At 73.7% G+C, this 26820-nt stretch carries 21 protein-coding genes; 6 read left to right on the forward strand and 15 right to left on the reverse strand.

Features of this window, described 5'->3' with window-relative positions; translation table 11 throughout:
• Window positions 1-82 precede the first annotated feature (82 nt).
• The 6 genes from IE332_RS21025 to IE332_RS21050 form a co-directional block, all read right to left on the reverse strand.
• Window positions 83-538 (reverse strand): archease, encoded by a 456-nt coding sequence (locus tag IE332_RS21025; protein WP_189918671.1) that lies wholly within the window; start codon window positions 536-538, stop codon window positions 83-85.
• A 133-nt stretch (window positions 539-671) separates the two neighbouring features.
• Window positions 672-2231, reverse strand: a complete 1560-nt coding sequence (locus IE332_RS21030) for a HEAT repeat domain-containing protein (protein WP_189918673.1) — start codon at window positions 2229-2231, stop codon at window positions 672-674.
• 82 nt (window positions 2232-2313) lie between these two features.
• Entirely contained in the window at window positions 2314-3114 is an 801-nt protein-coding gene (locus tag IE332_RS21035; RefSeq protein WP_189918675.1) for a maleylpyruvate isomerase family mycothiol-dependent enzyme, read from the reverse strand.
• A gap of 128 nt (window positions 3115-3242) precedes the next feature.
• Window positions 3243-4490 carry a styrene monooxygenase/indole monooxygenase family protein gene (locus tag IE332_RS21040; protein WP_189918677.1) on the reverse strand — a complete coding sequence of 416 codons (1248 nt, stop codon included), beginning with the start codon at window positions 4488-4490 and terminating at the stop codon, window positions 3243-3245.
• A 178-nt stretch (window positions 4491-4668) separates the two neighbouring features.
• Window positions 4669-5421 carry a thioesterase II family protein gene (locus tag IE332_RS21045; RefSeq protein WP_189918679.1) on the reverse strand — a complete coding sequence of 251 codons (753 nt, stop codon included), beginning with the start codon at window positions 5419-5421 and terminating at the stop codon, window positions 4669-4671.
• A 162-nt stretch (window positions 5422-5583) separates the two neighbouring features.
• A complete protein-coding gene (locus IE332_RS21050) occupies window positions 5584-6831 on the reverse strand; it encodes a serpin family protein (protein WP_189918681.1) in 1248 nt (415 codons plus the stop codon).
• A 267-nt stretch (window positions 6832-7098) separates the two neighbouring features.
• Between IE332_RS21050 and IE332_RS21055 the strand changes: the two genes are divergently transcribed.
• A complete protein-coding gene (locus tag IE332_RS21055) occupies window positions 7099-7305 on the forward strand; it encodes a hypothetical protein (protein WP_189918683.1) in 207 nt (68 codons plus the stop codon).
• An 18-nt stretch (window positions 7306-7323) separates the two neighbouring features.
• On the opposite strand, the gene IE332_RS21060 is transcribed toward IE332_RS21055, so the two are convergent.
• The 3 genes from IE332_RS21060 to IE332_RS21070 all read right to left on the reverse strand — a co-directional run bounded on the left by IE332_RS21060 (window position 7324) and on the right by IE332_RS21070 (window position 9953).
• Window positions 7324-7968 carry an AAA family ATPase gene (locus IE332_RS21060; protein WP_229928765.1) on the reverse strand — a complete coding sequence of 215 codons (645 nt, stop codon included), beginning with the start codon at window positions 7966-7968 and terminating at the stop codon, window positions 7324-7326.
• Between the two features lie 175 nt (window positions 7969-8143).
• Complete coding sequence (locus IE332_RS21065) at window positions 8144-8806, reverse strand: response regulator (protein WP_189918688.1); 663 nt, start codon at window positions 8804-8806, stop codon at window positions 8144-8146.
• The gene (locus IE332_RS21070) at window positions 8781-9953 is read right to left on the reverse strand and encodes a sensor histidine kinase (protein ID WP_189918690.1); all 1173 of its coding nucleotides are present in this window, start codon (window positions 9951-9953) and stop codon (window positions 8781-8783) included. Before IE332_RS21070 ends, IE332_RS21065 begins: the two co-directional genes overlap by 26 nt.
• Window positions 9954-10128: 175 nt before the next feature.
• Here IE332_RS21070 and IE332_RS21075 point away from each other — a divergent pair, with 175 nt between their 5' ends.
• Window positions 10129-12408, forward strand: coding sequence for an MMPL family transporter (locus IE332_RS21075; protein ID WP_189918692.1), 2280 nt, complete (start codon window positions 10129-10131; stop codon window positions 12406-12408).
• A 209-nt stretch (window positions 12409-12617) separates the two neighbouring features.
• Window positions 12618-12800 carry a hypothetical protein gene (locus IE332_RS21080; RefSeq protein WP_189918694.1) on the forward strand — a complete coding sequence of 61 codons (183 nt, stop codon included), beginning with the start codon at window positions 12618-12620 and terminating at the stop codon, window positions 12798-12800.
• A gap of 63 nt (window positions 12801-12863) precedes the next feature.
• Here IE332_RS21080 and IE332_RS21085 read toward each other — a convergent pair whose 3' ends face one another.
• The 3 genes from IE332_RS21085 to IE332_RS21095 all read right to left on the reverse strand — a co-directional run bounded on the left by IE332_RS21085 (window position 12864) and on the right by IE332_RS21095 (window position 20090).
• Window positions 12864-13853, reverse strand: a complete 990-nt coding sequence (locus tag IE332_RS21085; protein WP_189918696.1) for an ABC transporter ATP-binding protein — start codon at window positions 13851-13853, stop codon at window positions 12864-12866.
• Between the two features lie 199 nt (window positions 13854-14052).
• The gene (locus tag IE332_RS21090; protein ID WP_189918698.1) at window positions 14053-16881 is read right to left on the reverse strand and encodes an ABC transporter permease family protein; all 2829 of its coding nucleotides are present in this window, start codon (window positions 16879-16881) and stop codon (window positions 14053-14055) included.
• Window positions 16878-20090, reverse strand: coding sequence for an FtsX-like permease family protein (locus IE332_RS21095; RefSeq protein WP_189918700.1), 3213 nt, complete (start codon window positions 20088-20090; stop codon window positions 16878-16880). The genes IE332_RS21090 and IE332_RS21095 overlap by 4 nt, the downstream gene beginning before the upstream one ends.
• Window positions 20091-20497: 407 nt before the next feature.
• Here IE332_RS21095 and IE332_RS21100 point away from each other — a divergent pair, with 407 nt between their 5' ends.
• Window positions 20498-21235 carry an ABC transporter ATP-binding protein gene (locus IE332_RS21100; RefSeq protein ID WP_189918702.1) on the forward strand — a complete coding sequence of 246 codons (738 nt, stop codon included), beginning with the start codon at window positions 20498-20500 and terminating at the stop codon, window positions 21233-21235.
• 271 nt (window positions 21236-21506) lie between these two features.
• Here the strand turns inward: IE332_RS21100 and IE332_RS21105 are convergent, their stop codons facing one another.
• From IE332_RS21105 to IE332_RS21115, 3 genes are all read right to left on the reverse strand, one after another.
• Window positions 21507-23132: an FAD-binding oxidoreductase gene (locus tag IE332_RS21105; protein WP_229928766.1), complete on the reverse strand. Its 1626-nt coding sequence runs from the start codon at window positions 23130-23132 to the stop codon at window positions 21507-21509.
• Between the two features lie 343 nt (window positions 23133-23475).
• A complete protein-coding gene (locus IE332_RS21110) occupies window positions 23476-25095 on the reverse strand; it encodes an alpha/beta hydrolase (RefSeq protein WP_229928767.1) in 1620 nt (539 codons plus the stop codon).
• 248 nt (window positions 25096-25343) lie between these two features.
• Window positions 25344-25676, reverse strand: a complete 333-nt coding sequence (locus IE332_RS21115) for a hypothetical protein (RefSeq protein WP_189918706.1) — start codon at window positions 25674-25676, stop codon at window positions 25344-25346.
• A 129-nt stretch (window positions 25677-25805) separates the two neighbouring features.
• Between IE332_RS21115 and IE332_RS21120 the strand changes: the two genes are divergently transcribed.
• Both IE332_RS21120 and IE332_RS21125 read left to right on the forward strand, forming a co-directional pair.
• Entirely contained in the window at window positions 25806-26495 is a 690-nt protein-coding gene (locus tag IE332_RS21120) for a TetR/AcrR family transcriptional regulator C-terminal domain-containing protein (protein WP_189918708.1), read from the forward strand.
• A 179-nt stretch (window positions 26496-26674) separates the two neighbouring features.
• Window positions 26675-26815 (forward strand): hypothetical protein, encoded by a 141-nt coding sequence (locus IE332_RS21125; RefSeq protein WP_189918710.1) that lies wholly within the window; start codon window positions 26675-26677, stop codon window positions 26813-26815.
• The last annotated feature ends 5 nt before the right edge of the window (window positions 26816-26820 follow it).

Consider the following 26820-nt stretch of genomic DNA (forward strand, 5'->3'; position numbering starts at 1 on the left):
GCTCGCACCGCTCGCACCGCTCGCACCGCTCACCCCGCGCGCACCGCTCGCACCGCTCACCCCGCGCGCACCGCTCGCGCGCTCAGACGTCCACGGTGACCCTGCAGGTCCAGCCGTCCGGCCCGGCGCGCAGGTCCAGGTCGTGCAGTGAGACGGCCTTCGGCACGGCGCCGACCAGGGCGGCCGTGGCGGTGTCGGCCATCCGGAAGCGCACGGCCACGGTCCGGGCGCCGTCCAGCCCCTCGATGCGGCCGATCGCCAGCGCGACGGGCAGTTCGCCGTCCGCGTCCATCCGGTAGATGACCTCCTCCAGGACGCCCACGAGCAGGTCCGCGTCGCTCACCCCGAGGACGGTGCAGCCGCGCTCGCCGACCACGTGCGCGCCGCGCAGGTCGGCGAAGCCGTCGACCACGGCGCGCACCAGCTCGCCGATGCAGCCCTCGACCGTCGGCGCCCAGGCCTCCACCCGCAGGTCCGCCGTGTGCGGCACGCTCCGGTGACCGCTGCCGGACCGGCCCGCGGGCTGCTGTCCGTCCACGGGCGACGCCTCCCGAACCCGTTGCCGTCCTCCCTCCAGCCTCGTCCCCCGGGCAGCCCGGGGGCAAGTCGCGCCGGTCACGGGGGCCGGTTCCGCCGTCGCCGACCCGGGCCGGGCCGGTAGCCGCCGGCGGCTATGTGTGGTCGGACACCGGACGGAGCACGTCCCGCAGCAGGTCGACCACGCTCTCGGTGAGCTCGGTGCGCCGCCGCTCGGCCAGGGCGAGCAGTTCGGCGGCCTGGGCGGGGTCGGCGTCGAGGGACGGCAGCGGGCGGGTGCGCCAGGGGTGCGGGGCCAGCTCGCGGATCCGGGTGGTGGCGTCCCTCGTGCCCTGGGCGGCGAGCCGGGGGTGGGTGTCGCCGCTCGCGAGCAGGGCGGCGCGCAGCGCGGTGCGGCGGTCGTGCCGGGCCAGCAGCCGGTACCCGGCCCGTCGGACGGCCGGTCGCCGCGGATCGGCGAGCAGGTCCCAGAGCAGGTCGACGGGCAGCCGGGTGGCACCGGGGGTGAGGGCGCCGGCGGCCTCCTTGACCACCGCGGCGGAGTCGTCCCGCAGCAGTTCCGTGACCCGGGGCACGGGCACCAGGTCGAGGCTCCGCAGGGCCCGCAGGGCGTGGACCCGGACGGCAGGGGCCGGGTGGTCCAGGAGGGCGGTGAGCAGGGGGCCGTCGGCCCGGCCACCGGTCTCGGCGAGCCCTCCGATCGCCCCGACCGGCGGCTCGGGGGCCCGGACGGCCGCCCGGTAGTGCACCAGCGGATCCGTACCGGTGCGGCGCGCCGCCTCCCGGGCCAGGGCTCGGATCAGCGGAGCCGGGTCGTCGAGGTGGGTCAGCACGGCCTGCGGGGCGCCGGTGCGCATCAGCCCGGTGAGGGCGGCGATCCGTACCTCGGCGTGCCGGCTGCGGGCCAGTCGGCGCAGCAGCTCGGCCTGGTCGGTCCAGACCGCCTGCCGGGCGGCGGCCTCGACGGCGCGGGCCCTGACCGGCCGGGCGGGGTCGCTCTCCGCGAGGGCCGCGAGGTCACGGAGCCCGAGGCGGTGCGCGGCGGTGTCGAGGACGAAGCAACGCACCGCGGGCTCGGGGGCCGTGAGGAGCCGTCCGGACAGGGCCGAACCCGGCTCCGCCAGCAGCGGCACGCGCAGTTGGCCGAGCGCGAAGGCGCCGTGCCGACGCCGGTTGAGCAGCAGGGCCGTCCGTACGGTCGCCGGGGTGGCCAGCAGGGGCTTCTCGTGGAGCAGCACGGCCAGGCCCGCGCACGCCGGTTCCCGGACCTGCCGGACCCAGTCGGTGGTCCGCAGGGCGAGGAACGGCATCAGCTCGGGGCTCGGCCGGTCCAGTATCCGCCGCACCACGCGCTCACGGACCCGGCCGTCGGCGTGTGAGCCCGCCAGGGCGAGCGCGACCGGGTCGGCCTCGGTGAGCGTCGGGGCGGGGCGCGTCGAGTACCACGACTCCCGGCGGATGAAGGCGTCCAGGCGCAACAGCAGCGCCGGACGCTCCGCCAGCAGCCGCAGCGCCTCCAGCGAGCCATCGGGGCGGTCCACCGAGCCGGCCGCCAGCAGCGCGCCGATCAACTCCTCGAACACGCCCCCCTCCTGGGACCGCGCCCCGGCCACCGCCAGCCGGACACGCTCCAGGGCACCCACGCCCGGGGAGCGCTGCGGGCGGGACTGCTGACGGCGGAAGAAGAAGGTCACCGCGCCATCCTGCCCCGGCGCGGCGACCCGCCGCTTCCGATATTCGCCGCCGTCAGGAGCCGCCGACCGCCCCCGCCGGGTCCTACTTCTCCTCCGGCTCCCAGGCGCGGAGCAGGTCGAGCAGCCCTGCGTCGCCGTCCACGCGCAAGGACTCGGCCTTGATGCGGTCGTACAGGTAGAGGACCAACTCACTGGCCGTGCCATGGACGGAGGCGCCGGCCGCCTCCGGCTCCTCGCCGGTCGCGGCGGTGGGCGCCGGGATGCGGGCGGAGCGTGCGCCGTCGCCGTCGACGGTGAGGCGCCAGGAGAGGCCTTCGGCGGAGTGGAAGTCGAAGGCCGTGGGCTTGTGCGGCCAGGCACTCGGCGTTCCGCAGACGGTGAACAGGAACTCCTCCACACCGTCGAGTGTCACCTCGACCGGCAGCGGCTGCGCGGCGCCCCCGGCGAGCTGGGCGTCGTACGTGTGCACCGCGGTCTCCTGGACCCGGTGCCGGGCGACACCGCCGGAGGTCTGCGGTGACTGCGACGCGGGCCACCACGTCCAGCAACCGCCGTCCGGGCCCGCCTCGCGCAGGGCGCCCAGCAGGAGCTCCGTCGACTCGGCCAGCCAGGCCAGCAGGACCTCACGCTCCCGCGGCAGTTCCAGGGCGGCGCGCGCGGCGGCGGCCTCGGCCGGGGGACCGTCGGCGGGCCCCGCTCCGACGATGGCGGCCCAGAAACGGTCTCCCCCACCCAGGTGCTTCACCAGATCGAACAGCGTCCACCCGGGACAGGTCGGCACCTCTGCGTCGAGACTGGGCGCGGCGGCGACCACGGCGCGGAAGGCGGTCGACCGCTCATCGATCAGTCGCAGCAGGTCGGAAAACTCAAGATTCTTTTGCACGCCGGATGTCTATCACCGTGCTCCGGTGATCGGAAAGCGATTTTCACAGTCCCTCGGGTGGCACGAATCCGGCACACGAGTCCGCCGCACGAATCCGGCGCTCGGAGTCCGGGGAGAGGAGCGGGTGCTCAGCCGGCGGCAGCCGCCACCGAGGCGAGGTAGGCGGCGGTCAGGCCGGGGGTGGCCAGCCAGGCGGCGTGGTCGCTGGGTTCGGCGTAGGTGTTGGCGAGGCGGCGGGCGACTTCGGGGTGTTCGGCGGCCGCGGCGAAGACGCCTTGCAGGTGGTCCGGCATGGTCAGCATCGAGGCGGTGAACTCCACGGTGTGGCGGGCGTGCTGCTGCCAGAAGTGCTCGGCGGTGCGGCACATCCAGTCGGCCGTGAAGGGGGCGTCGCCGTGCTCGACGACGGCCCGTCGGTAGGCCTCGGCAGCGCGGGCCGCGCTGTTGGCGCCCTGGCCGGTGATCGGGTCGTTCACCACCACGGCGTCGCCGAGGCCGAGCACATGGACGGCGTCCACGCCCGAACCCAGTTCCGCGACCGTGCGCCGGACGGTCGGGGTGACCGCGCCGAACAGTCCGGCTCCGGCGTCGGTCGGCTCGGCCTCCGTCCAGAGCTCCGCCTCCCACGGCAGGTACTCGCCCAACAGGTCGCGGATCCTGGCCAGTTGGACGTCGGGCGGCGGGGCGTCGCCGAACGCGTCCAGCGGGCCGCCGGGCAGCGCCTCCCAGAGCAGGATCGCGCAGGGGCCGGAGAGGGTGAGCGCCGGCTGCAGGTAGAGCTCGCCGAGGCCGGGCAGGGCGTGCATCCGCGCCCGGGGCTCGGCGGCCGGGTCGGGTGAGCCGACGCCGTGCGCGTAGAGGCAGGACAGCACCCGCTGCGGCCGGTCGAAGGGCGAGCGGGCGGCGTCGCGCTCGAAGATCCCGGCGAGTTCGCCGCGCCCGGCCGCGACCACGGTCAGCTCGTGCCGGCGGGCCAGTTCGCGCAGCCCGTCCCGGTCCAGCGAGCGGTACTCGACGCGGGCGCCGCGTTCGGCCAGCAGTTCCAGCCAACCGGCCAGCTTGAGCCGCTGGTCGACCGACTGGGCCGGCTCGTCGAGCGTCATGGTGAACTCGAGCGCCCGTACGGCGGGCGGTGCCGCCAGCACGGCAGCCACGGCGGCGACGGCGGGCGTCAGGTCCGCCCAGAGGTCCAGCCCGGCGGCCGCCTCCAGCCGCAGCGCCGGGCCGAACATCGCCTGGGTGGACAGCACCCGCCCGCCGCGCAGCTGCTCCGGGGTGCGCTCGGCGACCAGCGTCACCTCGTACCCGTCCGCCACCAGTCCGAGCGCGAACTGCAGGCCGGCCTGGCCCGCTCCGACGACGGCGATCCGGCGCAACGCGGCCTCCCGGTGGTCTGCTTGCTCTGCTTGGTCTGCTTGGTCTGCTTGGGCTGCGTGGGCTGCTCGGTCCACCTGCCCGGCCTGGCGGCCCCGGCAGTCCTGACGGCTCGTCAATCTCGCACAGTAGCCGAGCGGCGGGCTTCGGTCACCAGTGCGTGTGCCGGGACGGCTGCGATCAGCCGCGCAGGTGGTCGACGAGCAGCCGGACCACCTCGTCGGTCCGGTCCGCCAGGTAGAAGTGCCCGCCCGGGAAGATCCGCTGGTCGTAGCCGCCGGTGGTGTGCCGGTCCCACTGGCCGACCTGCTCGACGGTGGCGTTCGGGTCGGTCTCGCCGATCAGGCCGGTGATCGGCACCGACACGGTCGCGTCCGGGGCGCAGCGGTACGTCTCGACGGCGGTGTAGTCGGCCCGCAGGGCGGGCAGGACCAGTTCCTGCAGGGCGGGGACGGCGAGGATCCGGTCGTCGGTGCCGCCGAGCCGGACGATCTCCTCCATCAGCTCGCCGTCCGGCAGCTTGTGCACGGCGGTGTCCCGGGGCAGCGAGGGCGCGCGGCCGGCCGAGACGAACAGCCGCACCGGCCCCTTCAGGCCGGCGCGCTCGAAGCGCCGGGCGGTCTCGAAGGCGACGGCCGCGCCCATGCTGTGGCCGAAGAAGGTGAGCGGCAGGTCGGTCCAGTCCCGCAGCTCGCGGAACAGCTCCTCGGCGAGTCCGTCGATGGAGCTGATCGTCGGCTCCGTGAAGCGGTTCTGCCGGCCCGGGTACTGGACGGCGAGCACGTCCGCGTACGGCGCCAGCGCGTTGGCGTACTCCAGGTAGTAGCTGGCCGAGCCGCCGGCGTGCGGGAAGATCACGACCCGGGCGGGCGCGGAGTCGGACGGGTTGTACCGGCGGAACCACGGGTTGTCGACGTCGGCGCTGCTGGGCATGCGGGATGGTGCCTCTCTCCGTGACGGACTGTTGCCTGCCCCAGTCTGGCAGTGCGGGGCCGGGCACGGGGTGTTGTGGTGATCACGCGCCCCGGCCGGGCCGGTTGCCGGCGGCCGTCCGTTCGCCCACCCGCTAGTCCATCCGTTTCGTCCGTTGGTCCGTCAGTCCTCGTCCGGCCACTCCTCCCACGGGTCCTCCTCGGGCTCGCGGTCGGCTTCGCGGTCGGGCCGGGTGACCCAGCCCGCCGCGAGGACCAGGCCGGAGGTGCGGTGGACCGCGAGGAAGCCGAAGGGCCTCCCGAACTCGACCCGGGCGATCCGCTGCAGGTAGGGCGGGCGCCGGGTCTCCGCGGCGGCGCCGATGGCCACGCCGAGGGCGGTCACCGAGGCGGCCCGGAAGCCGAGCGGGCCGAAGGTGGCGGTGGCGCGCTGGCGGGCGCTGTTCAGGTACAGCGGCTCGCCGTCCGCGAGGCCGGGCAGCCGGTGCTCGGTCTCCGAGCGGGCGCTCAGCGTCCGCAGGCCGAAGACCTCCTTGTGGGTCAGCAGGTCGTGGTCGGCCTCGACGGTGAACCGCGGGACGGTCACGGCCAGCAGGTCCTCCGGCTGGTACCGCGCGATCCGGGCGATCGTGAGACCGGGGCCGGGGGTACCGTCGGGCAGCCGGTCGGCGGTGGTCCGGCGGTGCCGCTGGTTCAGCACCTCGATCCCGGCGGCCAGCACCCGGCCGGGCCTGGCGTCCGGCTCCCCGAGCAGCAGATGGACGCTGATGTCGCCGTAGCCGAGCACCCTGGCCTCGGTGACGAGGCCCGCCGGGGTCTCCAGGACGGCGACCCGGTCCAGCATCGACGTCCACCGTGACAGGTAGCGGACGGGCTCGGCCCACCCGTCGTCCTCGCCGTACGGCACGCCGTAGGACTCCTGGAACGGGCGGATCCAGTCGGTGCGGACGGTGAGCGCGGCGGCCAGCACCAGCCGGGTGTCCTCGTCCACCTCCACCGGCATCGCGTCGATCTGGCCGTCGGTGGCGGCCTTGGCCCAGTCGTCCAGCACCAGGCGGTCCTCCTCGACGTCGCCGGTCAGCCGCCCGTGCACGTCCGCCGGGAGCCCGGACAGCCACTCGGGGCGCGGCCGCAGCCGCGGCGAGGTCCAGAGGCCGAGCGCGGAACCGACCGCCGGGACGTCCCGCAGCAGGCCGAGGAGATCCCGGGCCCGGTCGGCGGCGGCCGTCGGCGGCAGGCCGAGCGCCTGCGCCAACTCGCCCCGGACCTCGGGGCTCCCGGCCGGGGCCAACAGCCCGAGCAGCGGCCAGACGCCGGCCGGCATCAGGACCGTTCCCTCCGCCGGGTCTGCCTGCTCGACCCACCGCACGCCCAGCGCGTTGGCCGCCCGTACGGCTCCGGCCTTGCTCATCCGTCCCCCTGTGCTCTGTGCTCTGTCTGCTCTGTGCTCTGTCATCTGTAATGCGTGTCCGGCGTAGGACGCGCCGAGCGTAGGGCGGAGGCCGGGCCGGGTGCGAGCGGTTATCGCGCCTCCGGCCGTGCGCCGTCCTGGCAGGATGTCCCCATGAGCGAGTCCGACACCGACTGGATCACCGTCGCCGCCTACGAGAACCTGCCCGGCTGCCCCACCCCGTGGGCCGCCGTCCGCGCTTGACTGCGTGACCGGGGCATCGACTGGATGCCCTTCCCCGCGGACGCCCTGCGATTCGGCCTGGCCTGCGGGGTCGGTGCCGACGGCCACTGGCACGGCTGGTACGACGTCCAGGTCGCCGCTGACGCCCTGCGCCCGCTGGGGCTGCACCCCGAGCAGCCCACCGCCGCCGCCAACGGGCCTTCCCCGCCCGGCTGGTGGCACGCGGAGGCCGAACGCCGTGCCCGCCGCTGAGGCCACCGGTCCCGAGGCCTACCGCTGTGGCCCGTCCTCCGGGCCGAAGCGGACCGCCTCCGCCCGGGAGCGGGAGACGGCGTCCAGCAGCAGCACCGAGGAGGCCTCCGGCGTCGGCAGCGGTCCGCCGGCGCGCACGTGCCGGGTGAAGGCGGCCAACAGCTGTTCCAGGCCCCGGTGGTGGCGGGCGAACACCCGGGCGGAGGCGTGCCGGCCGCGGGCCCGCTGGCCGTCCAGCGCGGTGTCGGCGCCGACGTCCAGCAGCACCAGGTGCAGCTCCCGGCCCCGCCGGCCCGCCTCCCGGGCCAGCCAGCGCCGCATCCAGGCGCGGCTGCCGCAGTCGTGCACCAGCAGCGGTCCGCCGCGCCGCACCGAGGCGCGCAGCAGCCGGAAGTGTTCCAGCCGCGCCCAGGGGCGGTACACGGCGTACGGCAGACGGTCCGGCATCACCGCCTCGCAGGCCTCGTGCACCGTCCGCGGGTCCACCGACCGCACCGCCGGCCCGGACCAGCGGCGCAGCAGCGTGCTCTTCCCGGCGCCGGGCAGCCCGGACACCACCACCACGGCTCCGACGGGGTAGGCCGCCACGAAGCCCGCCCCGGCCTGACCGCGCAGGTCGACCACCCCGCGCGGCGCCACGACCGCTTCCACCCTGCTGCCCACCAGACCCCCGTCCACGTCCGACCGGGAACCCTGACAATCCCGCCGGGCCGCCCACCCGGCGGACCCGGCACCCCCGATGACGCACCCCCGGGCCGGTCCGGTTCCGGAGACGCGGACCGGGCGGGGCACACTGATGTCCGAGCGGAGACTCATCGGACATGGCTCGGTACCCGGCTCAGGTTCCGGGGAGGATACGGCGCGTCTCGTAGGCCCACATCGCGATCTCGACCCGGTTGCGGGCGCCGAGTTTGGCCATGAGGCTGGCCAGATGCGTCTTCACCGTGCTGAGGCTGATGTGCAGTGCATCGGCGATCTCGGTGTTGGTCAGCCCGCGAGCGACGGCGAGAAGCACCTGCTCCTCGCGGGCGGTGACGGGTGAGACCGGCTGGGCCGCGGGCCGGCCGGCGGGCAGGTCCGCGAATGCCTGGAGGAGACGGACGGTGACGCTGGGCGCGATGAGCGCCTCCCCGTCGGACGCCGACCGTACGGCCTGGGCCAGAAGGTCTGGTCCCGTGTCCTTGAGGAGGAATCCGCGGGCGCCGGCCCGCAGCGAGCCGTAGACGTACTCGTCGAGGTCGAACGTGGTGATGACGACCACGGCCGGCGGGTCGGCGACGCCCGGGCCGGCGACCAGCCGGGTGGCCTCGAGCCCGTCGAGTACGGGCATGCGGATGTCGAACAGGCAGACGTCGGGGCACAGTTCGCGGGCCAGACGTACCGCTTCCCGTCCGTCGGCGGCCTCGCCGACCACCTCGATGCCGGGCTGGGCGTTCAGCATGATCCGCAGCCCGGTGCGGATGATCGTCTGGTCGTCAGCGACGAGGACGCGTATGGACACCGCTCTCGCTCCTCGCTCTCGGCAGCTCGGCTTCGACATACCAGCCCCGGTCGGTGCCCGGGCCGGCTCGTAGTGTGCCGCCGATCAGGGTCGCGCGCTCGCGCAGTCCGGTGAGTCCGTATCCGTCGCGACCCCGGCCGGTGCGCCGGCCGTCGTCCCGCACGGTCACCCGTACCGTGTGCCGTTCCGCGGCGACCCGGACGACGACCTCGGTCGCGTCGACCGCGTGGCGCAGCGCGTTGGTCACCGACTCCTGCACGATGCGGTAGACGGCGGCGTCCACGGCCGGGGGCAGCGTGTCCAGCTCGCCGTCGAGCCCCAGGTCGACCCTGACGCGACCGCCGGGGGTGCGCACCAGGCGCTCCAGATCCGCGACGCCGGCCGGGGGCGCCAGCTCGGCGCCGACCCCGCGGTCGCGCAGCGCGGCGACCATGGCGCGCATCTCCTCCAGCGTGCGCGCCCCTTCCTCCTCGATCCCCTCCAGCGCCCCGACCGCGGCGGACGGTTCGGTGCCCGCGAGCACCCGGCCTGCCTGGGCGATGATCACCATGGCCGACACGTGGTGGGCCACCGTGTCGTGCAGTTCCCGGGCGAGCTGCTCGCGCTCGCGGGAGCGCACCTGCTCCAACTGCCGCTCGCGAGCGGTCACCCGGAACCGCACCGCGGCCCCGAGCACGCCGGGCAGCAGCCCGAAGACGAAGCCCGCGACCTTTTCGACGACCGGGGTGTCGTCCGCGACGACACACAGCGCGAACGCCACGACGATCATCGCGCCGCCCAGCACGATCTCCCGTCCCGATCCCCACCGGGGCAGCGCGTACACCAGCACGAGCACGACCGCGCCGGTGTACAGGCCGACGGGCTCGCGCGGTGCGGCGACGAGCGAGGCCACCTGAAGCAGGACCACCGAGCCGAACGCCAGCGTGACCGTCGCCAGCGGGCGGGTCCGGCGCCACAGGGGCAGCAGGCACAGCCATACGGCGAACACCACCGCCACCGGACGCCACACGACGTTCTCGCGCAGAGTGGCCTCCAGCGCCACACCGGCAAGGCCCGCGGCGGGCAGCGCCCAGTCCCGCCGCAGCCGGGCGGGCGCGTCGGGCGGCCGGGGTTCGGTCCACAGGGTTCGCAGGTCGTCTCGGAGCACGGTTCCCAGCCTAGGGACCGCGGCGTGCCGCGCATCGGCCGAAAGGACGGGTCGTCACTCCGCCCCGGGGCCGACGGATCCGCGGCCCGCGGGCCGATGCCGCGGAGCGCCGTGGCGACGAGCCTCGGCATCGGCGGCCGTACAAGGACGGCCGACGAGGTGGTTGGAGGACCCGATGCTCTCGAAAGCCCTGTTGCGCCTGGGCACAAGCGCCGCCCGCCATCCCTGGCGGGTGATCGCGGCCTGGCTGGTCGCCGCCACGCTCGCCGTCCTCGCCGCCGTCGCCTTCGGCGGGCGGAACGTGGATTCGATGACCGTTCCGGGACTGGACTCCCAGCGGGCCGCGGAACTGATCGAGCGGGCCGGCACCGGTCAGGAGGGGATGACCGCCCAAGTGGTCGTCACCCCCCTCGACGGCGCCGCGACGTTCTTCGACCACGACAGTGCGCGCACCGCTCTCACGCGGCTGCGGACCGAGGTGAAGCGGCTGCCGCACGTGCTCGGCACGAGCGACCCGGCGGGGGCACTCGACGCGGGCGGGGACACCGCCGTGCGCGGCGGCCTCGTCTCGGTCGACGGGCGGATCGCGGTCGTCCGGGTCCAGTACCCCGACCAGAGCCGGCTGTCGGCCGAAGACCTCGACGCCCTCGTCCGTCTCGGCGACCGGCTGCGCGCCGAACTGCCCCTGCGCATCGAGATGGGCGGGAGCCTCTTCTACGCCTTCTCCGACCCCGACGGCGGCGCGAGCGAGTTGATCGGCCTCCTCGCCGCGGCCGCGATCCTGTTCCTGGCGTTCGGTTCGCTCGTCGCCGCCGCGCTGCCGATCGGCATGGCGGTCTTCGGCCTGACCGTCGGGGTCGCCACGATGACGGTACTGGCGGGGGTGACGGACGTCCCCACCTTCGCACCGGTCCTGGGCGGCATGGTCGGGCTCGGCGTGGGCATCGACTACGCGCTGTTCGTGCTCGCCAGGCACCGGGAGTACCTCGCGCGCGGGCTCGATCCCCGCGAGGCCGCGGGGCGAGCGGTGGCCACGGCGGGGAGGCCCGTGGTCTTCGCCGGCGGCACCGTCGTCGTATCGATCCTCGGCCTGGCGGTCGCGAACGTACCGTTCATGACGGTGGGCGGGCTCGCCGTCTCGATCGTCGTTCTGACCATGGTGGTCGCGTCGGTGACGCTGCTGCCGGCCTTCCTCGGCGCCGCCGGCCCACGCCTGGCCCGGGCCGGCCGGATCGGCCGGATCGGCCGGGCTCTGCAGAGCAGGACGCCGGGCCGACTCGCACGGCGGCGGGACCCGGCGGCAGGCGCCGCCCACGCCACCGGGTGGCGTCGCTGGATCGGGCACGTCAGCCGGCACCCGGTGCCGTACGCGGTCGGCGCGGCGGGGCTGCTGCTGACCGCGACGCTGCCCGTGCTCGGCCTGCGCGTCGGCCTGCCCGACGACGGCTCGCTGCCCCACAGCCGTACCGAGCGCCGGGCCTACGACCTCGTCGCCGAGGGGTTCGGCCCGGGCAGCAACGGTCCCCTCGTCATCGCCGCGGACCCCGCCGGTGATCCGGGCGTGCTGGACCGACTCGTCGCAGCGGTCGCGGCGGATCCGGGCATCGCATCCGTCGCGCCGACGCACCTCGATCGGGCCACCGGCATCGCGACCCTCGTGGTGTTCCCGACCACCAGCCCTCAGGACAAGGCCACGGCCGACACCATCGCCCGGCTGCGCACCGACGTGCTGCCCACGGCGATCGGGCACGGCCCGGCCAGGGCCCACGTCGGCGGCGCCGCCGCGAGCCTGTCCGATGTGGGCCGACGCACCAGCCAACGCCTGCCGGTGTTCGTCGCCGCCGTGCTGGCGATGTCGTTCCTGCTGCTGATGCTGGCCTTCCGCTCGATACTCGTACCGCTCAAGGCGGTACTGCTGAACCTGCTGAGCATCGGCGCGGCCTACGGCATCATGGTCGCGGTCTTCCAGTGGGGTTGGGGAGGCGCACTCATCGGGCTGGAAGCGACGGTTCCGATCGTGTCGTTCATCCCGATGTTCCTCTTCGCCATCCTGTTCGGCCTGTCGATGGACTACGAGGTGTTCCTCCTCTCCCGCGTACGCGAGGAGTACCTGCGCACCGGCGACAACGGCACGGCGATCGTCGAGGGCGTTTCGCGCACCGCCCGGATCATCACCTCGGCCGCCCTCATCATGGTGGCGGTCTTCCTGTCCTTCGCCGTCGCCGAGGACCCCTCCACCAAGATGTTCGGGCTCGGCCTGGCCACCGCGATCTTCGTCGACGCCACGGTCGTACGCATGGTGCTGGTACCGGCGACCATGACACTCCTCGGCCGGACCAACTGGTGGCTGCCGAGGTGGCTGGACCGGATGCTTCCCCGCGGCCCGGTCGGCACCGACGACACCGACGCCGAATCCACGGGTGAGGCCCCGCGTCCACGGCTGGCCGACCGCTGACTCGACTCCGGCCCCGGCCGCCGCGACCGCCACCGCAGGGGCGTGCGATGGGCTGTGAAGCGCCCCTCCAGTGCTTCGAGCGCCGACGCGGGCGACCTCTCGCGCGGCCCCCGGCGGGAAGAACCGTCCGTGGGCACTCGACCGTGCGGGCCGACCTGCCGATACATCCCCCGGCGGCGTTCCCCGCACCAGCCCCGGGAGGCACTACCTTGACCTGGCTACGCGTCCTGACCGCACTGGGCATCCTCGCCGTGGCGGCCAGTGCCCTGATCGTCTTCGCCCTCTGCACCTCCGCCTCCCGCGGCGAGCGCGCCGCCGAGGAGGCACCGTCCGGCTCCCGGACGGACGCCGAGCGCAGCGGGCTGTTCCAGCGGATGGGCGGCGACGGCTGACACGTGCCGCCCTCCGGGGCCACCCTTCCGCCGGACCGGACCGGACCGCCGGCCGGATCCGGGTCAGTGCCCCGCGATGTCGTCCGGACGCACCTCGATGTGGTCGGCCGCGAGGTCGACCGCCACCCGGTGCTCCATGCCCAGCGCCTCCAGGAACTTGACCGGCAGCTGCACCCGCCCGGTGCGGTCCAGCATCACGTACTCGCGCTCGTTGACCGACTCCTCGCCGTGCTCGTCGGTGACGGTGCGGCGCAGCACCTCGCTGCTGGTCCGGCCGTCCCGGATGGCGACCGTGCGGCGGACCTCGCCGGCGACCATCGGGTCGTGGGTGACGATGACGACGGTGGCGCCGAGTTCGCGGTTGACGGTGCGGAAGGACTCGAAGATCACCCCGGCGGTCTCGGAGTCCAGCTCGCCGGTGGGCTCGTCGGCCAGCAGCACCGGTGGGTTGTTGGCCATCGCGACCGCGATCGCCACCCGCTGCTGCTGGCCGCCGGAGAGCTCGTTGGGCTTGCGGTGGGCGAGTTCGCCGATCTCCAGCGCCTCCATCAACTCGGCGACCCGGGCCGCCTGTTGCTTCGCGCCACCGGCGCTGGACCGGCGGCCGCGCAGCTGCATGGGAAGGGCGATGTTCTCGGCGGCGGTGAGGAAGGGCAGCAGGTTGCGGGCGGTCTGCTGCCAGATGAAGCCGACCACCTCGCGCCGGTAGCGCAGCCGCTCCTTGACCGACATCTCCAGCAGGTCGCAGCCGGCCACGGTGGCGGTGCCGGCCGTCGGCACGTCCAGCCCGGCGAGGATGGTGAGCAGGGTGGACTTCCCGCTTCCGGAGGCACCGACGAGGGCGACCAGGTCGCCCTGCCGGATCGTCAGTTCCAGGCCCTGGAGCGCCTGGACCTCGACGCCCTCGGCGCTGAAGATCCGGACCAGCCGGTCGCAGACGATCGCCGCGCCCTCGCCGTACGCCTTGGGCGAGGCGGCGGCCAGCGCCCGCTGCCGGAGCTCCTGCAGGCTGGGGGCCTCGACGACCGGCCGCTCCTGGGGGGTGCTCTTCACCGCTGGTCTCCTGTCTCGACTGAGTGCTTCATCGTGCCGGTTTCCACTGTCCCGGCGGGGCCTGCCGGTGTCACGAACCGGTCCGCCGCTTCCCCTGTCGCGGCTTCCCGCGTCACCGCTTCCCGTGTCACCGAACCCCGCGTCACCGCTCTCCGTGTCACCGCTCTCCGTGTCACGGCCCGGGCGGCCGCCTCCCGTGTCATTGCTGCTCCCCCGCCCGCAGTTCGGTGGCGATCTGGCGCCGGCCGGCGACCAGGGTCTCCAGCACCACTCCGAGGCAGACCAGCAGTGCCAGGCCCGCGGTGGGCAGCAGCACCGGCATCAGCGCGGGCGTCAGGGCGTCGCCGACCTCGGCGCCGACCAGGGTGGAGATGTCGAACGCGGGCCCGAGCAGTCCGACCGCCGCCGCAGCGACCAGGCCGCCGCCGACGGCCGCCGCCAGGGTCTGCGGCAGCGCCTCGGCGACGATCAGCGCCAGCCCCTGCCGGGGCCGCAGCCCCATGGTGCGCAGCCGGGCCAGCACGGCGGTACGGTCCGGCGCGGCCCGGAAGAGCGTCAGCAGGACGGCGAGCAGGGCGAATCCGCCGCCGGCGGCCGCCGCGTACCAGAACAGCCGCCCGGCCGCGTGCTGCAACGGGTCGTCTGCGAGAGCAGCGGCGGCCTCCCGGCTGCTGTGCACCGTGTATCCCGCGGGCAGGCCGTGGGTGGCCTTGCCGACGGCCGCGGCCTCGTCCGCGATGAGCTTGGCCATACCCGTCGGCTGGGTCACGCCACCGTCCCGGAGGACCGCCCGGACCTGCTCGGGATCGGGGTCGCCGACCGCGAACCACTTGTTCATCCGGTTGAGCTCCGGCAGGCGTTCGGCGGCGGGGCCGGCCGGCACCACGACGAACGGCTTGCCCGGATCCGGCAGCGCGGGCGTCGCGGTGACCGTCCCGGCGACGGTGGTGCGTACCTGGTTCCCGCTGGGTACGCGGACCTGCGGATCGCCCGCGGCCAGGCGCTTGGCCAGGTCGCGGCTGAACAGTGCGGGCACCGGGGTGTCCCGGCCGCCGGGGGTGCCGGCGAGCTTCGCCGGGTCGAACTCGCCGCGCCCGAGGGTGCGGGCGATCTCGGCGTACGCGGTCGGCTCGGCGACCACCAGGTAGGCCTCGGTGGACTCCTTGTCGGCGCCGATGAACAGGGCCTTGCCCTCGACCCGGACCCCGGTCGCGGCGCGCACCCCGGGCAGTGCACCGGCGGCCTTGGTGAACGACTCGGACAGCGTGGCGTACTCCGGGATCACCACCGAGGCGTCACCCCCGGTCGCGATGCGAGCGGCTTGCGTCCGGACGTGGTCGACGGTGTCGAGCACGGTGGCGCCGAAGCCGGCCGTGGTGACGGCGATCAGCAGGGCGAGCAGCGGCAGCGCGGAGGGCCGACGGCGGCCCGAGTTGTCACGGGCCGCCCGGGCCAGGCCGAGGAAGCCGACCAGGCCCCGGCTGCGACCGGTGAGCGCGGCCAGCCAGCCGACCACCACCGGCTCGATCCGGGCCAGCACCAGCCCGCCGGTGACGGCCAGCAGCAGCGGCGCGGCCACCAGCAGCGGGTCCACCCCGGCGCCGGAGTGCCCGACCCCGCGGCGCCGGACCTCCGCCACGGCCGCGACGGTCACGGCCAGGACGACGAGTTCGCCGATCGCCCGGCGCCAGCCGCCGACCGCGCGGTTCCGCGACCAGAGCAGGGCCGCCCGGGCTGGGAAGGCCAGCAGCGCGCACAGGGCCGCGACGAGGGCCGCCAGGACGGCGTACCCCCAGCGCGGGGTGGGCAGCAGCACCAGGGCGAGCGCCGTCCCGAGCACGGTGGCGGGCAGGACGGTCGCCGCGCCCTCGCCGAGCAGGCGCAGCAGCACGCCGCCGCGCGAGCCGCCGCGGGCCTGGAGCAGCCGGATCTCGGCGGTGCGCCGGTCCGTGGTCAGGGCCGCGGCCAGGAACAGCACCACGACGGCCACACCGGCGACGCCGGCCGGGCCGATCGCGCTCAGCGGCATGGCGGCCTGGTAGCGGGCGTCCGCCCGGGTGAGCAGGTCGGACAGGTTGGAGGTGGTGTGCAGGTCCGCGCGCTTGGTGGCGTCGACCAGGGCCGAGGCGCCGCGTCCGGTCTGGAAGGAGGCGATGGTGGCGCGGGTGCGGTCGAGCTGGTCGGCCCGCAGCGAGGCGGGGTCGACCGGCAGGCGCCAGAAGTTGTCGCCGCCCGAGCCCCAGAGTGCCAGCGCGGTGACGCTGCCGCTGTCGACGAAGCCGGTGGTCTGCCACCAGTTGATGCCGTTGGGCCCCATGTGCAGGCAGGCGCGGGCCGGGCAGCCGAGGTCGTCCCAGTAGGGGTCCAGCGGTTCGTTGACGCGGTAGAAGCCGGTCACCACGCTGCTCGGCCCCGTGCCCGGTCCGCCGGCGCCGTTGTCGACGGTGTCGCCGAGCTTGATGCCGACGGTCGCCGCGGCCTTCTCGCTGACCACGATCGGCAGTGGGGCTCCGACGGTGGCCGGGGCGGGCCCGGGCCAGGTGCCGGCGGTCAGGGTGACCCGGTCGGCGAGGCCGTGCAGGTAGAGCAGGGAGATCGTCGGCGCGGCGTTGTCGGACAGCCTGGCGTAGCCGGGGTTGTGCATCTTGGCCTCGGTCTGCGCCTTGGTGCCGTAGGCCTCACCGGGCCTGGACAGCGTCAGCTCCCGGCCGATCCGCGTGGCGATCTGCTCGTGGGCGGAGTCCAGTTCGGCGGCGGTGTCTCCGGTCCGGGTCTTGGTGGCCGCCTGCAGGCTGGTCAGGTTCAGGCCCTGGTGGCTCACGTAGTCCCGCAGCGCGGCGTCCGCTCCCCGGTCCGCGACGCGGGGGAAGGAGGCCGCCAGGAAGACCGTCACCAGGGTGAGGGCCGCCATCAGCAGCGCGGCCGCGGGGTTGGCGCGCAGCCTGGTGCGGACCCAGCCCGCGGGCCGGTGGGCGGAGGCGGGGGTGGGCACAGGAGTGGGCACGGGGGTGCCGGCCTTGGTGGTCACATCTCCTCCACGAGGCGCAGCCGGGCGGCCACGTTCCTACGGCGGCGTCCGACGAGGAAGGCGGACAGCAACGGGACGACGGCGATCGCCGCGGTGAGCAGGAGCGCCTGGCCCAGCGGCAGTTCGACCACGGCCTCGGGCAGCGGACGGCGCGCCGCGGGGGTCAGCACGACGAACGGCACGATCAGGTGGACGAGCAGTGCCCCGAGCCCGAGTCCGACCGCTCCACCGAGGGCCACCAGGATGGCCGGCTCCGCCGTGGTGGTACGGGAGACCAGCCGACGGGGCGCGCCCAGGGCGAGCAGCAGGGCCGAGTCCTGGGAGCGTTGACGGGCGGAGCCGGCCACGGCGGCGCCGAAGCCGATCGCCGCGAGGACCGCGGTGACGACCGCGATGGCCGACAGCGCGCTCTGCGGGGCGGCGCCGACCGGGTCGCCGAGGAAGCCCTCGGCCACCTCGTCGTACAGCCGGACGTCCTGCGCTCCGGGGGCCGAGCGGACGGCCGCGGCCGCCTGCGCCGGGGTGCGGTCGTCCGGGCCGGTGGCGGGCAGCCACCACTCGGCGCTGTTGGCGACCGTGCTGTGCTGGGCCAGCAGCGCCCGCGCGGTGGTGGCCAGGTCGATCACGACCGCGGTGCGGCCCGCCACCGGCAGGGCCTCGACCGCTGCGGTGACCTTGATCGGGAGGGTGGCCCCGCCGAACGGCACCCGCACGGTGTCGCCGACCGAGGAGCCGGTGGCCTTCAGGTAGTCACGGGTGGCGACACCCGGCACGGTGGCCGGTGCCCCGGTCTTGCCGGCGCCGCCCCTGGTCCCCCAGGAGATGCCGGCCGGCAGCGGGACGGCCGTCGCGGGCCCCGCCTCGCTGTCGGAGACGGCCAGCGTCCGGAACGAGGTGTCGAGGTCGGTCTTGCCCCTCGCGGAGGCGGTCGCCCCGATGACGGTCAGCGGCGCGGCGACCGAGCCCAGCGGGGCGTCGACCAGCGTGCTCAGCGAGGCCGAGCCGCGCAGGCCGCCGTCGGTCGGGACGCCGTTGAACGGGAGCTTGTAGACGATGCCGAAGCGGTCCCGGGCGAGGAGCGTCACCCGCAGGGACGGCTCGGTGGACGGGAACCCGGTCGAGTCGGTCGCGAGCTCGGCGTCGATCCGCAGCGGATGCCCGGGCAGCGGCACCCCGTCCGGCACACCGGCCGCGGCGGGAAGGGCGAGCGGACGGAACAGCTCGTCCCGGCCATGCCCGTCCAGCAGGTCCTCGCGCACCGGGACGCGCTCGGCGAAGGCGGCGGCGTCCAGGGCGAGCACCTGTCCGGTACCGGAGGGCAGTTGCTGCTCCTCGCGCACCACCGGGATCAGCCGGTCACCGCCCGGCAGCGCGCCGAAGCGGCCGGCCTGGCCCATCAGCGAACTGTGCGAGGCGGAGATCCGCAGGCCGCCGAGCGTGGTGAAGGCGGCCTGGTCCCGCTGGGAGGCGGTCCAGGTGGCCTGCTGACCGAGGGCCAGGACACCGGTGGCGACGGCCATGACGAGCAGCAGCACCGGGCCCGTCGCGCGGGCGGGCTGACGGGCCAGCTGCCAGCCGACCATGGCCGGGCCGAGGCCGCGACCGCCGGCGGCGACCCGGGCACCCAGCCGGGCGGCGAGCGGCAGCAGGCGCAGCACCACCAGGGTGCCCGCGCACAGTGCCAGGGTCGGGGTGGCGACCAGCAGGAGGTCGACGCCGAGCTCACCCGAGGAGTCCGTGGAGAGCCCGCCGCCGTACTGGCTCAACTGCTGGTAGGCGAGGGCGGCCAGGAGCAGGACGGCGAGGTCGCCGCCGTTGCGGGCGATGCCGGAGACCACGGCCTGCCGGCGCCCGGTCCGGCGGCGCAGGGCCGCGCCGGCGCCGCGCAGCAGGCTGGGCACGGTGGCCAGCACGATGCAGGCGAGGGCGCAGAGCCCGGCCACCGGCCAGAGCGTCCAGGCGATACCGGTCTCCAGGGCGACCTGGTGGGACCTGCCGAGACCGGCCAGGACCCGGACCAGGAAGGGGGTGAGCAGCGGTGCGAACACCGCCGCGGGAGCCGCGAGCAGCACCAGCTCCAGGGCGGTGAAGCCACCGAGCCGGGTGCCGGAGGCGCCGCGGGCCGCGAGCAGTTCGTTCTCCCACTCCTGGCGGGAGGAGATCAGCCGGACCACCAGCAGCAGGGCCGCGGCGGCAAGGACCGCCAGCTGCAGCGCGCCGATCAGCAGGGTGGACCGGGCGACCATCATGCTCGCCGACAACTCGCGCATGACGTCCGTCAGTTCGGTCGTCACGCTGAGCGAGGCGGTCTTCCGCAGGTCGTCGGTGAGGCCTGGGGCACGGTCGCCGACGGCCTGGGCGGTGTCCTGGTCGACGCCCGCGAAGTCGGCGTCGAGCAGCCAGCTCCGGCTGCTCTGCAGCAGGCCGCCCGCGGTGAACGCGCTCTGGTCGACCATCATCGGGCCGAACGTGGTGAAGCCGCCGACCTCGACCTCGTGGCCGCCCACCGGGTCGATCCGCCAGTACGGGGCGAACGGGTCGACGGCCCGGTAGGCGCCGGTGATCCGGACGGTCAGCGGCTTGCCGTCGAACCGGTCGGTGAGGCGGATGTCGGCGGGCAGCGCCTGCTCGGTCAGGCCGAGCCGGACCAGCATGCTCTGCGGGACGGCGGCCTGCGGGGCGGTGGCGTTGACGGGTGCGCTGGCGGCGCCGGGCCACGCCCCGGCGACCAGCCGGACGCGGTCGTGGTCGATGTCGGCGAGGACCGTCAGGTCCGCCTTGGCCCCGGCGGCCTGTCCTGGCACTGCTCCTGGCGCTGTTCCTGGTGTTCCTGGAGCTGTTCCTGACGCTGCTCCTGACGCGTCGGCTGTCCCCGGCGCGCCGGCGGCGTCACTGCCGGGCAGGCCGTAGGAACGGCTGCGCAGCATGCTGTCGGTGCGCACGGGCAGGTCACCGAAGAGCTTCTGCCGGTAGGAGGCGAGCGCCGCCTCGTCCTTGGAGCGCTGGTCCAGGCCGTGTTCGGCGGTCACCACCACCGTGGTGCGGGTGTGGCCGGGGCCCTGGAGCGCCTGCCGCAGGCCGGCCCGCCCGACACTGCTGTTGAAGGTCACCAGAGCGGTGAGCACCGCCGTGGTGATCAGCACCGTCAGCAGGACGGCGGCAGCCAGCGGCAGTCGCCCGCGCAGTCGGCGCACGACGAAGCCGAGCATCAAGTTCCTCCCCCGGATTACGTCCCCGGTAGCGTCAACCGGCCCCGCCCATCGACCCGATCCGCGCACAAATCGACCACGGATGGACACATCGAGAGCACACCGGCGCATTGACCACCGGCATTCGGTCACCGGATAGCGGACGATGCTGTCAGATTCGATCCAGGAACGGAAGGGACTTGCGCGAATCAAGTAAGCAATGAGCAAATTCCTTTCATAGGTAGCATCCCAGCCGAGGATGCGCCGTGGAAATGCCATGCACACTTCACAACTCCGCCTCCACCACGCTCCTTTCGCCCGGGACTCCGACTTCTCGGATTCCTCTCGGAGAACGTGAACCGACGGAGCCACCGCATCCGTAGACACCGGATAGGACCGGGTCACACGCCCACCAGGGGGGACGCCGCATGACGCAGGATCAGGCCGCCACCGCCACCGCCACTACGACCACCGAGCCGATGGTCGCCGTGACCGACCTCCGCCGCAGTTTCGGCGCCGGTGAGCGGACCGTGCACGCGCTGCGCGGAGTCTCCTTCACCGTCGGACGCGGTGAACTCACCGCGCTCAAGGGCCGCTCCGGCTCCGGCAAGACCACCCTGCTCAACCTGGTCGGCGGACTGGACTCCCCGACCGGCGGCGGCATCTCCCTCGACGGCATCGACCTCGTCGGACTGAACGAGGACGGCCGGCTCGCCCTGCGCCGGGAGCGGATCGGCTTCGTCTTCCAGTCCTTCGGCCTGATCCCGATGCTCACCGCCGCCGAGAACGTCGGTGTGCCGATGCGGCTGCGCAAGGTGTCGCCCGCCGAGCGCGAGGAGCGCGCGCACACCTTGCTGGCACTGGTCGGCCTGGCCGACCACGCCAACCAGCGCCCCGGCGAGCTCTCCGGCGGCCAGCAGCAGCGCGTCGCGATCGCCCGCGCGCTGGCCAACGAACCCGGCCTGATCATCGCCGACGAGCCCACCGGCCAGCTGGACTCGGAGACCGGCCGCTCGATCATGGAGCTGCTGCGTGCGGTGGTGCGCAGCGAGGGCGTCACGGTGCTGGTCGCCACCCACGACCCGACGCTGATGGGGCTCGCCGACCGGGTGATCGAGCTCAAGGACGGCCGGATCGTGGAGGAGCGGACGGAGCAGGCCGCCTGACGGAGGCCGACGACGCGACCGGGCGGACCGGACCCGGTGACCGGACCTGGCGACCGGACCGCGGACCGGGCCGGGCTGCCCGGACCGCGTGAACCGGATCGCGGCCCGCGCTGGGCGGACCGAGCCGCGCGGCGGGTGGGGATGCGGGGTGCGTCCCCACCTGCCGCCATCAACCTGCCACCACCCGCATCCCGCCGCTCGGCCGGCCATCACGCACCCGGGTGGTCGGCCGAGGTGGGAGTGGCTGCCGCGGGGTCAGGTGCGACGACGCTCAGGCCTTGGCGGGGCGGACGGACTGTGCGTGGTGGAACACCTCCTCCCCGTCCCAGTACGCCTTGGTCCGCTGGAGCCGTGCGTAGTTGTCCTTGTAGTAGAGCCGCGGGTAGGCCGGGTCGCGCTGGTTGGCCGTCCCCAGGTCGACGTCGGGGTAGTTGACGTAGGCGCCGTCCGTCGCGGTGTCGATCTCCGGCACGCCTCCGGTCTCCCGGTAGACGTCCCGGTAGAAGTCACGCAGGTAGGTCAGGTGGTCGCTGTCCTCCGCCGGATCCGTCCAGTAGGTCTGGTACTGGAGCTTCATGATCGAGTCGCGCTGCGGGACGGCCGTCTCCTCCGGCCGGCGGGTGTTGATCCGGCAGCCGTAGGAGTCGATCTGGACCAGCGTCTTCGAGAGGTCCGCCCCCTCGACGTCCCGTGTCAGCCAGTCCCGGAAGGTGGCGATCTGGGCCGGGCTGAACGGCTCCCGGTGGTACGCCGACTTGTACTTGCCGCGCCGGTTGTCGCCCGAGGGGTTGAGCGTCATGGTGGCCTGGAACCACGGCAGTTGCCGCCGTTTCTCCGGGTACGGCAGGAACAGCCCGCCGGCCGCGCGGGTCTGCACCACCGAGCGCGTGGCCATCCCCTGCTCGACGGCCGCCACGAAGGAGTCGAGCGGCGCCGGGTCGTCGCCGTCCCACTGGCTGACCAGGACGACGTTCCCGTTGGAGTGGTGGGTGAGCTTCAGGATCGCGAACAGCCCCTGGTACAGCGACTCCTGCGGACCACTGTGCTCCGCCATGAAGGTGCCGAAGTTGCGGACCAGGGTCTCGAAGTCGGCCGACCGTTCCAGCAGTTCCTCCCAGGGCCAGGCCACGCTGCTGAGCCAGACCCGGGGCGGCGGCTGTGGCGCGTCCGGCGCGAAGTGGTAGCGCAGCACCACTCCGAAGTTCCCGCCACCGCCGCCGGTGTGGGCCCAGAAGAGGTCCTGCTCGGGTGAGCCCTTCGCGTCCTCGCGGTGCGCCGCCGTCACCGCCGCGGTGCCGCCCCGGACGGTGACCACGTCGACCTGGACGAGGTGGTCGACCGTCAGCCCGTGCCGCCGGGAGAGCAGCCCGAACCCGCCGCCGCAGATGTGCCCGCCCGCGCCGACCGAGTAGCAGGACCCGGCGGGAAGGGTGACGGCGTGCTCGCGGAACAGCGTCGTGTAGACGTCCCAGTTGGTCGCGCCGCCCTCCACGCAGTAGGTGGGCCGGCCGAACTTGTCCGTCGAGGCGGCGACGCCGCGCATCGTGCTGAGGTCGAGGATCACGCCGCGGTCGTTGTCGACGAAGCCCTCGTAGCAGTGCCCGCCACCGCGGACCGTGGGCCGCAGTCCGCGGTCCAGCGCCCGGTTCAGCTCGGCGACGGCGTCGGCCTCGTTGCCCACCAGGCGGATGTAGGAGGGGCTGCTGCTCCACCGCTGATTGAAGCCCTGACCGAGCGTCTGGTAGCGGGGGTCGCCCGGCAGGATCGACCGCCCCTTAGGCAGCTCGCGCGGCGCGCCGCCCGCCGCCGACGCCGCGCTCATGGAACCGGCGGTGATCCCGGCGGCCGCCGCGCCGGCACCGCCCAGGAATCCCCGTCGGGAGAATTCGCTCCGCATGGCCCGTCCCACTTTCTCGATTCGAGAGAAGCTGGCGGGCCGCACGCTAACACGGGTATTCGACCGATGGGAAACTGTTTATAAAAAGTGTGACAGTACGTCATTTCTGGCGATCCGTACCGGAACTTGCGGCCGCCGCTCCGCCGGACCCCATTGTCAGTGGCGTCGGCTATGGTCACCGACGACTGGACGGAAGCCACCCCGAGGAGGTTCGATGACGATCTTCCACCACATTTCCCGAGCGTTCCGCGGAACCGGCCGGAAAACGCGGCTGTGGTGGCCGGCAGCACCGCCGACCACCACAACCGTCGTCCCGTCCGTCAGGCGTACGGGGATCGATCCGTCAGACCGCCGGGAAGATCTCCGCGTCCGGCTTCAGCAGCTGGCCCGGCTGCGGCGCGGTGCCGTCCACCAGGTAGCGGGTGACCAGCGCGTTCAGCGCCTTGCTGCGGCCGACGGCGCAGTGCTCGATCGAGTCGACGCTGACCAGCACGGCGTTGCTCAGCTCCTGCTGCATCCGCTGGGCGAACTTGTACTGGGTCGCCGGGTCGTAGAGGTTGCCGATGACCATCACGGTGTTGGAGGTCTTCTTGTTCCACGGGCCGGTGAAGCGCTCGGCGTCCCGGGCCGGAGCCGGCCAGCTCGCGCACGCCGGCGCGTCGAAGGCCTGGTAGCGGCCGAAGGTCGGCGACTCCTGCTCCCAGGTCTTGGCCAGGTTCGCGAACACCCGGTCGTTCGACGGGTACGGCTTGTCCTGGCAGTTGACGCCCATGTAGGAGTCGTCGGCGGTGTACTCGGAGTCCGCCGGGGCCTCCCGCAGCGCCCGCGGGACGTCCACGGTGAGGAGGTTGGCGTCCTCCTCCGCGACGGCGTTCGCCTTCGGGGCGAGCAGGTTGGCGGCGGCCGGCTTCTGCAGCACCTGGTACGTGGCCTGCAGCGACTTCGCCAGCGGGGCCAGCTTGGCCTGCGAGTACAGGGCGCTGGCGACCTCGCTGGTGAAGCTGCTCAGCGTCACCTTGGAGCCGTTCGGCAGCGTGATCGGGCTGGTCCGCAGGTGGTCGCGGAGCGAGTCGAACTTGGCCCGGGTGTCGCCCTCGCCGAAGGCGCAGCGCGGGGCGCCGGCGGCCTGGCAGCGCTTGAGGAACTCGTCCAGGGCCAGCTCGAAGCCGCCCGCGCGCTGGCGGTCGTACTCCAGACCGTTGTGCAGGCGCAGGTTCGGGTCGACGTTGCCGTCGATGATGATCGCCCGCACCTTGTTCGGGTACATGTTGGCGTACGTCGAACCGATCAGGGTGCCGTAGGAGAAGCCGGCGAAGGAGAGCTGGGAGTCACCGACGGCGCGGCGCATCCGGTCGAGGTCGCGCACCACGTTGATGGTCGACATGTGCTCGATCAGCGGGCCCGCGTTCTTGCTGCAGGCGTCGGTGTAGTCCTGGTCCGCGTCCAGCGTCTCGTTGACCTCGGTCTTGGTGACCGGCACGCCGACCATGCGGTTGTTGACCGCGTCGGCGTCCTCCTGGGTCTTGAAGCACTTGAGCGGGTTGCTCCGGGCCACCCCGCGGGGGTCGAAGCCGACCAGGTCGAACTTGGACTGCACCTCGGCACCGAAGCGGGCGGTCGTCGCCCACAGGTAGCCGCTGCCGCCCGGACCGCCCGGGTTGAGGAACAGGGAGCCGATCCGCTTCGACGGGTCGCTCGCCCTCCGCCGCATCATGGCGATGCCGATCTTCTCGCCCGACGGGTTGTCGTAGTCCAGCGGCACGGGGTAGACGGCGCAGTCGTAGATACCCGGGTCCGGCTTGCTCGGGTCGGGGTTGCACGGGGTCCAGGCGACGGGGTCGACCTTCGCCTCGAGCAGGCTGGGGGCCTGGTCGATCGGCGCCGCCGACGCGGCGACAGCACTACCGGTGACAAGGGCAAGGGCACAGGTGACCGCTCCGGCCAACGTGGATATGCGGGACAAGGAACCTCCTCCGTACTGAAATGGGCTGCCCCAGACTGTCAGCCGGAGATCTCCCTGTGAAGACCTCGGAGCTGCGGAAATCATCCGCGCACCACATCGCACTCGCCGGAATATTCTGTGAATGAACCAACTTGACGGTTATTTGACCTGACGGTCAGTCATCCGGGCCCGGCATTTCGCACCGGTCTTCCCCGCGCCGGAACCGGCCCCGCACTGCCCCCACACCGGCCCGGCGCCGGCCCAGGCCGCTACTCCGCGATCGGCCGCGACAGGTTGTCCTCGGCGACCACCTGGTAGACGGCGTTCATGGTCGGCGGGCCGACCATGTCCTTGATCCGCTCGAAGCGGCGCTCCTCGACCGGGGTGAGCCGCTCCATCCAGGCCTGCATGGACTCCGGCCCGTGGTCGCCCTCGATCAGCGCGATGGTGATGATCTCCCGTGAGTCCTCCAGCGCGGTGGCGCTGATCACCCGGGTGCGCGGGTCGTCCGGGAACACCTCGTCCGGGATCCACGCCTTGCGGAACTCCCCGTACTCCACACCCTCGTTGAGCTTGCGCACCATGACCGCGACGAGCTGCACGACGTCCTCCCCAAAGCTTTTTCTTGCAGTGCAAGAAGTTGACGTCGAGTATTATTTTCTTGCACTGCAAGAGTTGTCAAGGCCCCAGCGCAACCGGCCCGGTGAGGCCCGGAACCCCAGGAGGAGCAGATGCCCGGCCGACGCAGCCGCCCGAGGACGGGGCTGACCCGCGAGAAGATCATCGACGCCGCCCTCGCCTACGTCGACGAGCACGGCCTCGCCGCGCTCTCCAACCGCAAACTCGGCGCGGCGCTCGGCGTCGAGGGCATGACGCTCTACTACTACGTCCCCAGCAAAGCCGCCCTGCTCGACGGCATGGTCGAACGCCTCCTGGAACTCTCCGCCGGGGACCTGTTCGCCGAGCCCAGCGGCCCCTGGACCGAGGTCGTCCGGGAGTTCGCCGTCGAGCTGCGCCGGCTCCTGCTCGCCCACCCCGCCATGCTCACCGTGCTGGCCACCCGCCCCGCCGCCACCCCGGCCGCCCTCACCCTGCTCGAACGCGGCATCACCGTGCTCCACCAGGACGGCGTCCCGCTCGGCGACGCGCTCGACGTGCTCAACTCCGTCGTCCGCTGGACCATCGGACACACCCTCGGCGAGGTCGGCGAAACCCCCCACCACGAGGGCACCGAGCCCCAGCCCGAGCAGTTCACCGCCCTGGACGCCGACACCTACCCCCACCTCGCGCGGGCCTTCGCCACCGGCGAGGGCCTCGACTCCGAGCAGTGCTTCCGGCGCACGCTCCGCATCCTGCTCGCCGGCTACGCCGCAGAACTGGGCCGGACGGGATCGGACCCGGAGGAGCCGGAACGGCCGTGACCGGCCGTGACCGGCCAGGAACGCTCGGCACAACGCCCCTGCGACGGCTTCGGCAACGGCCACCAGCACTGGCACCAGCACCAGCGACGGCACCAGCACCAGCGGCCCCCTGCCCGGGGGCCTTCTCGCCCGGGGCCTCCGGTGCTCCTCCCGGTGACGGGTGACGCTACGGTACCCGCATGCACGTCATCGTCACGGGACTCCGAACCCTCGTCACCGCGTTCCTCGAAGGCGATCCGCTGTGGCCCGCCGTGACGGTCTTCCTGGTGTTCGGCCTGATCGCGTTCTTCGTCGCCGCGGCTCGCGCCTCCCGCAGGTAGTACGG

Source organism: Kitasatospora xanthocidica, from assembly GCF_014656195.1.
Taxonomy (GTDB): Bacteria; Actinomycetota; Actinomycetes; order Streptomycetales; family Streptomycetaceae; genus Kitasatospora; species Kitasatospora xanthocidica.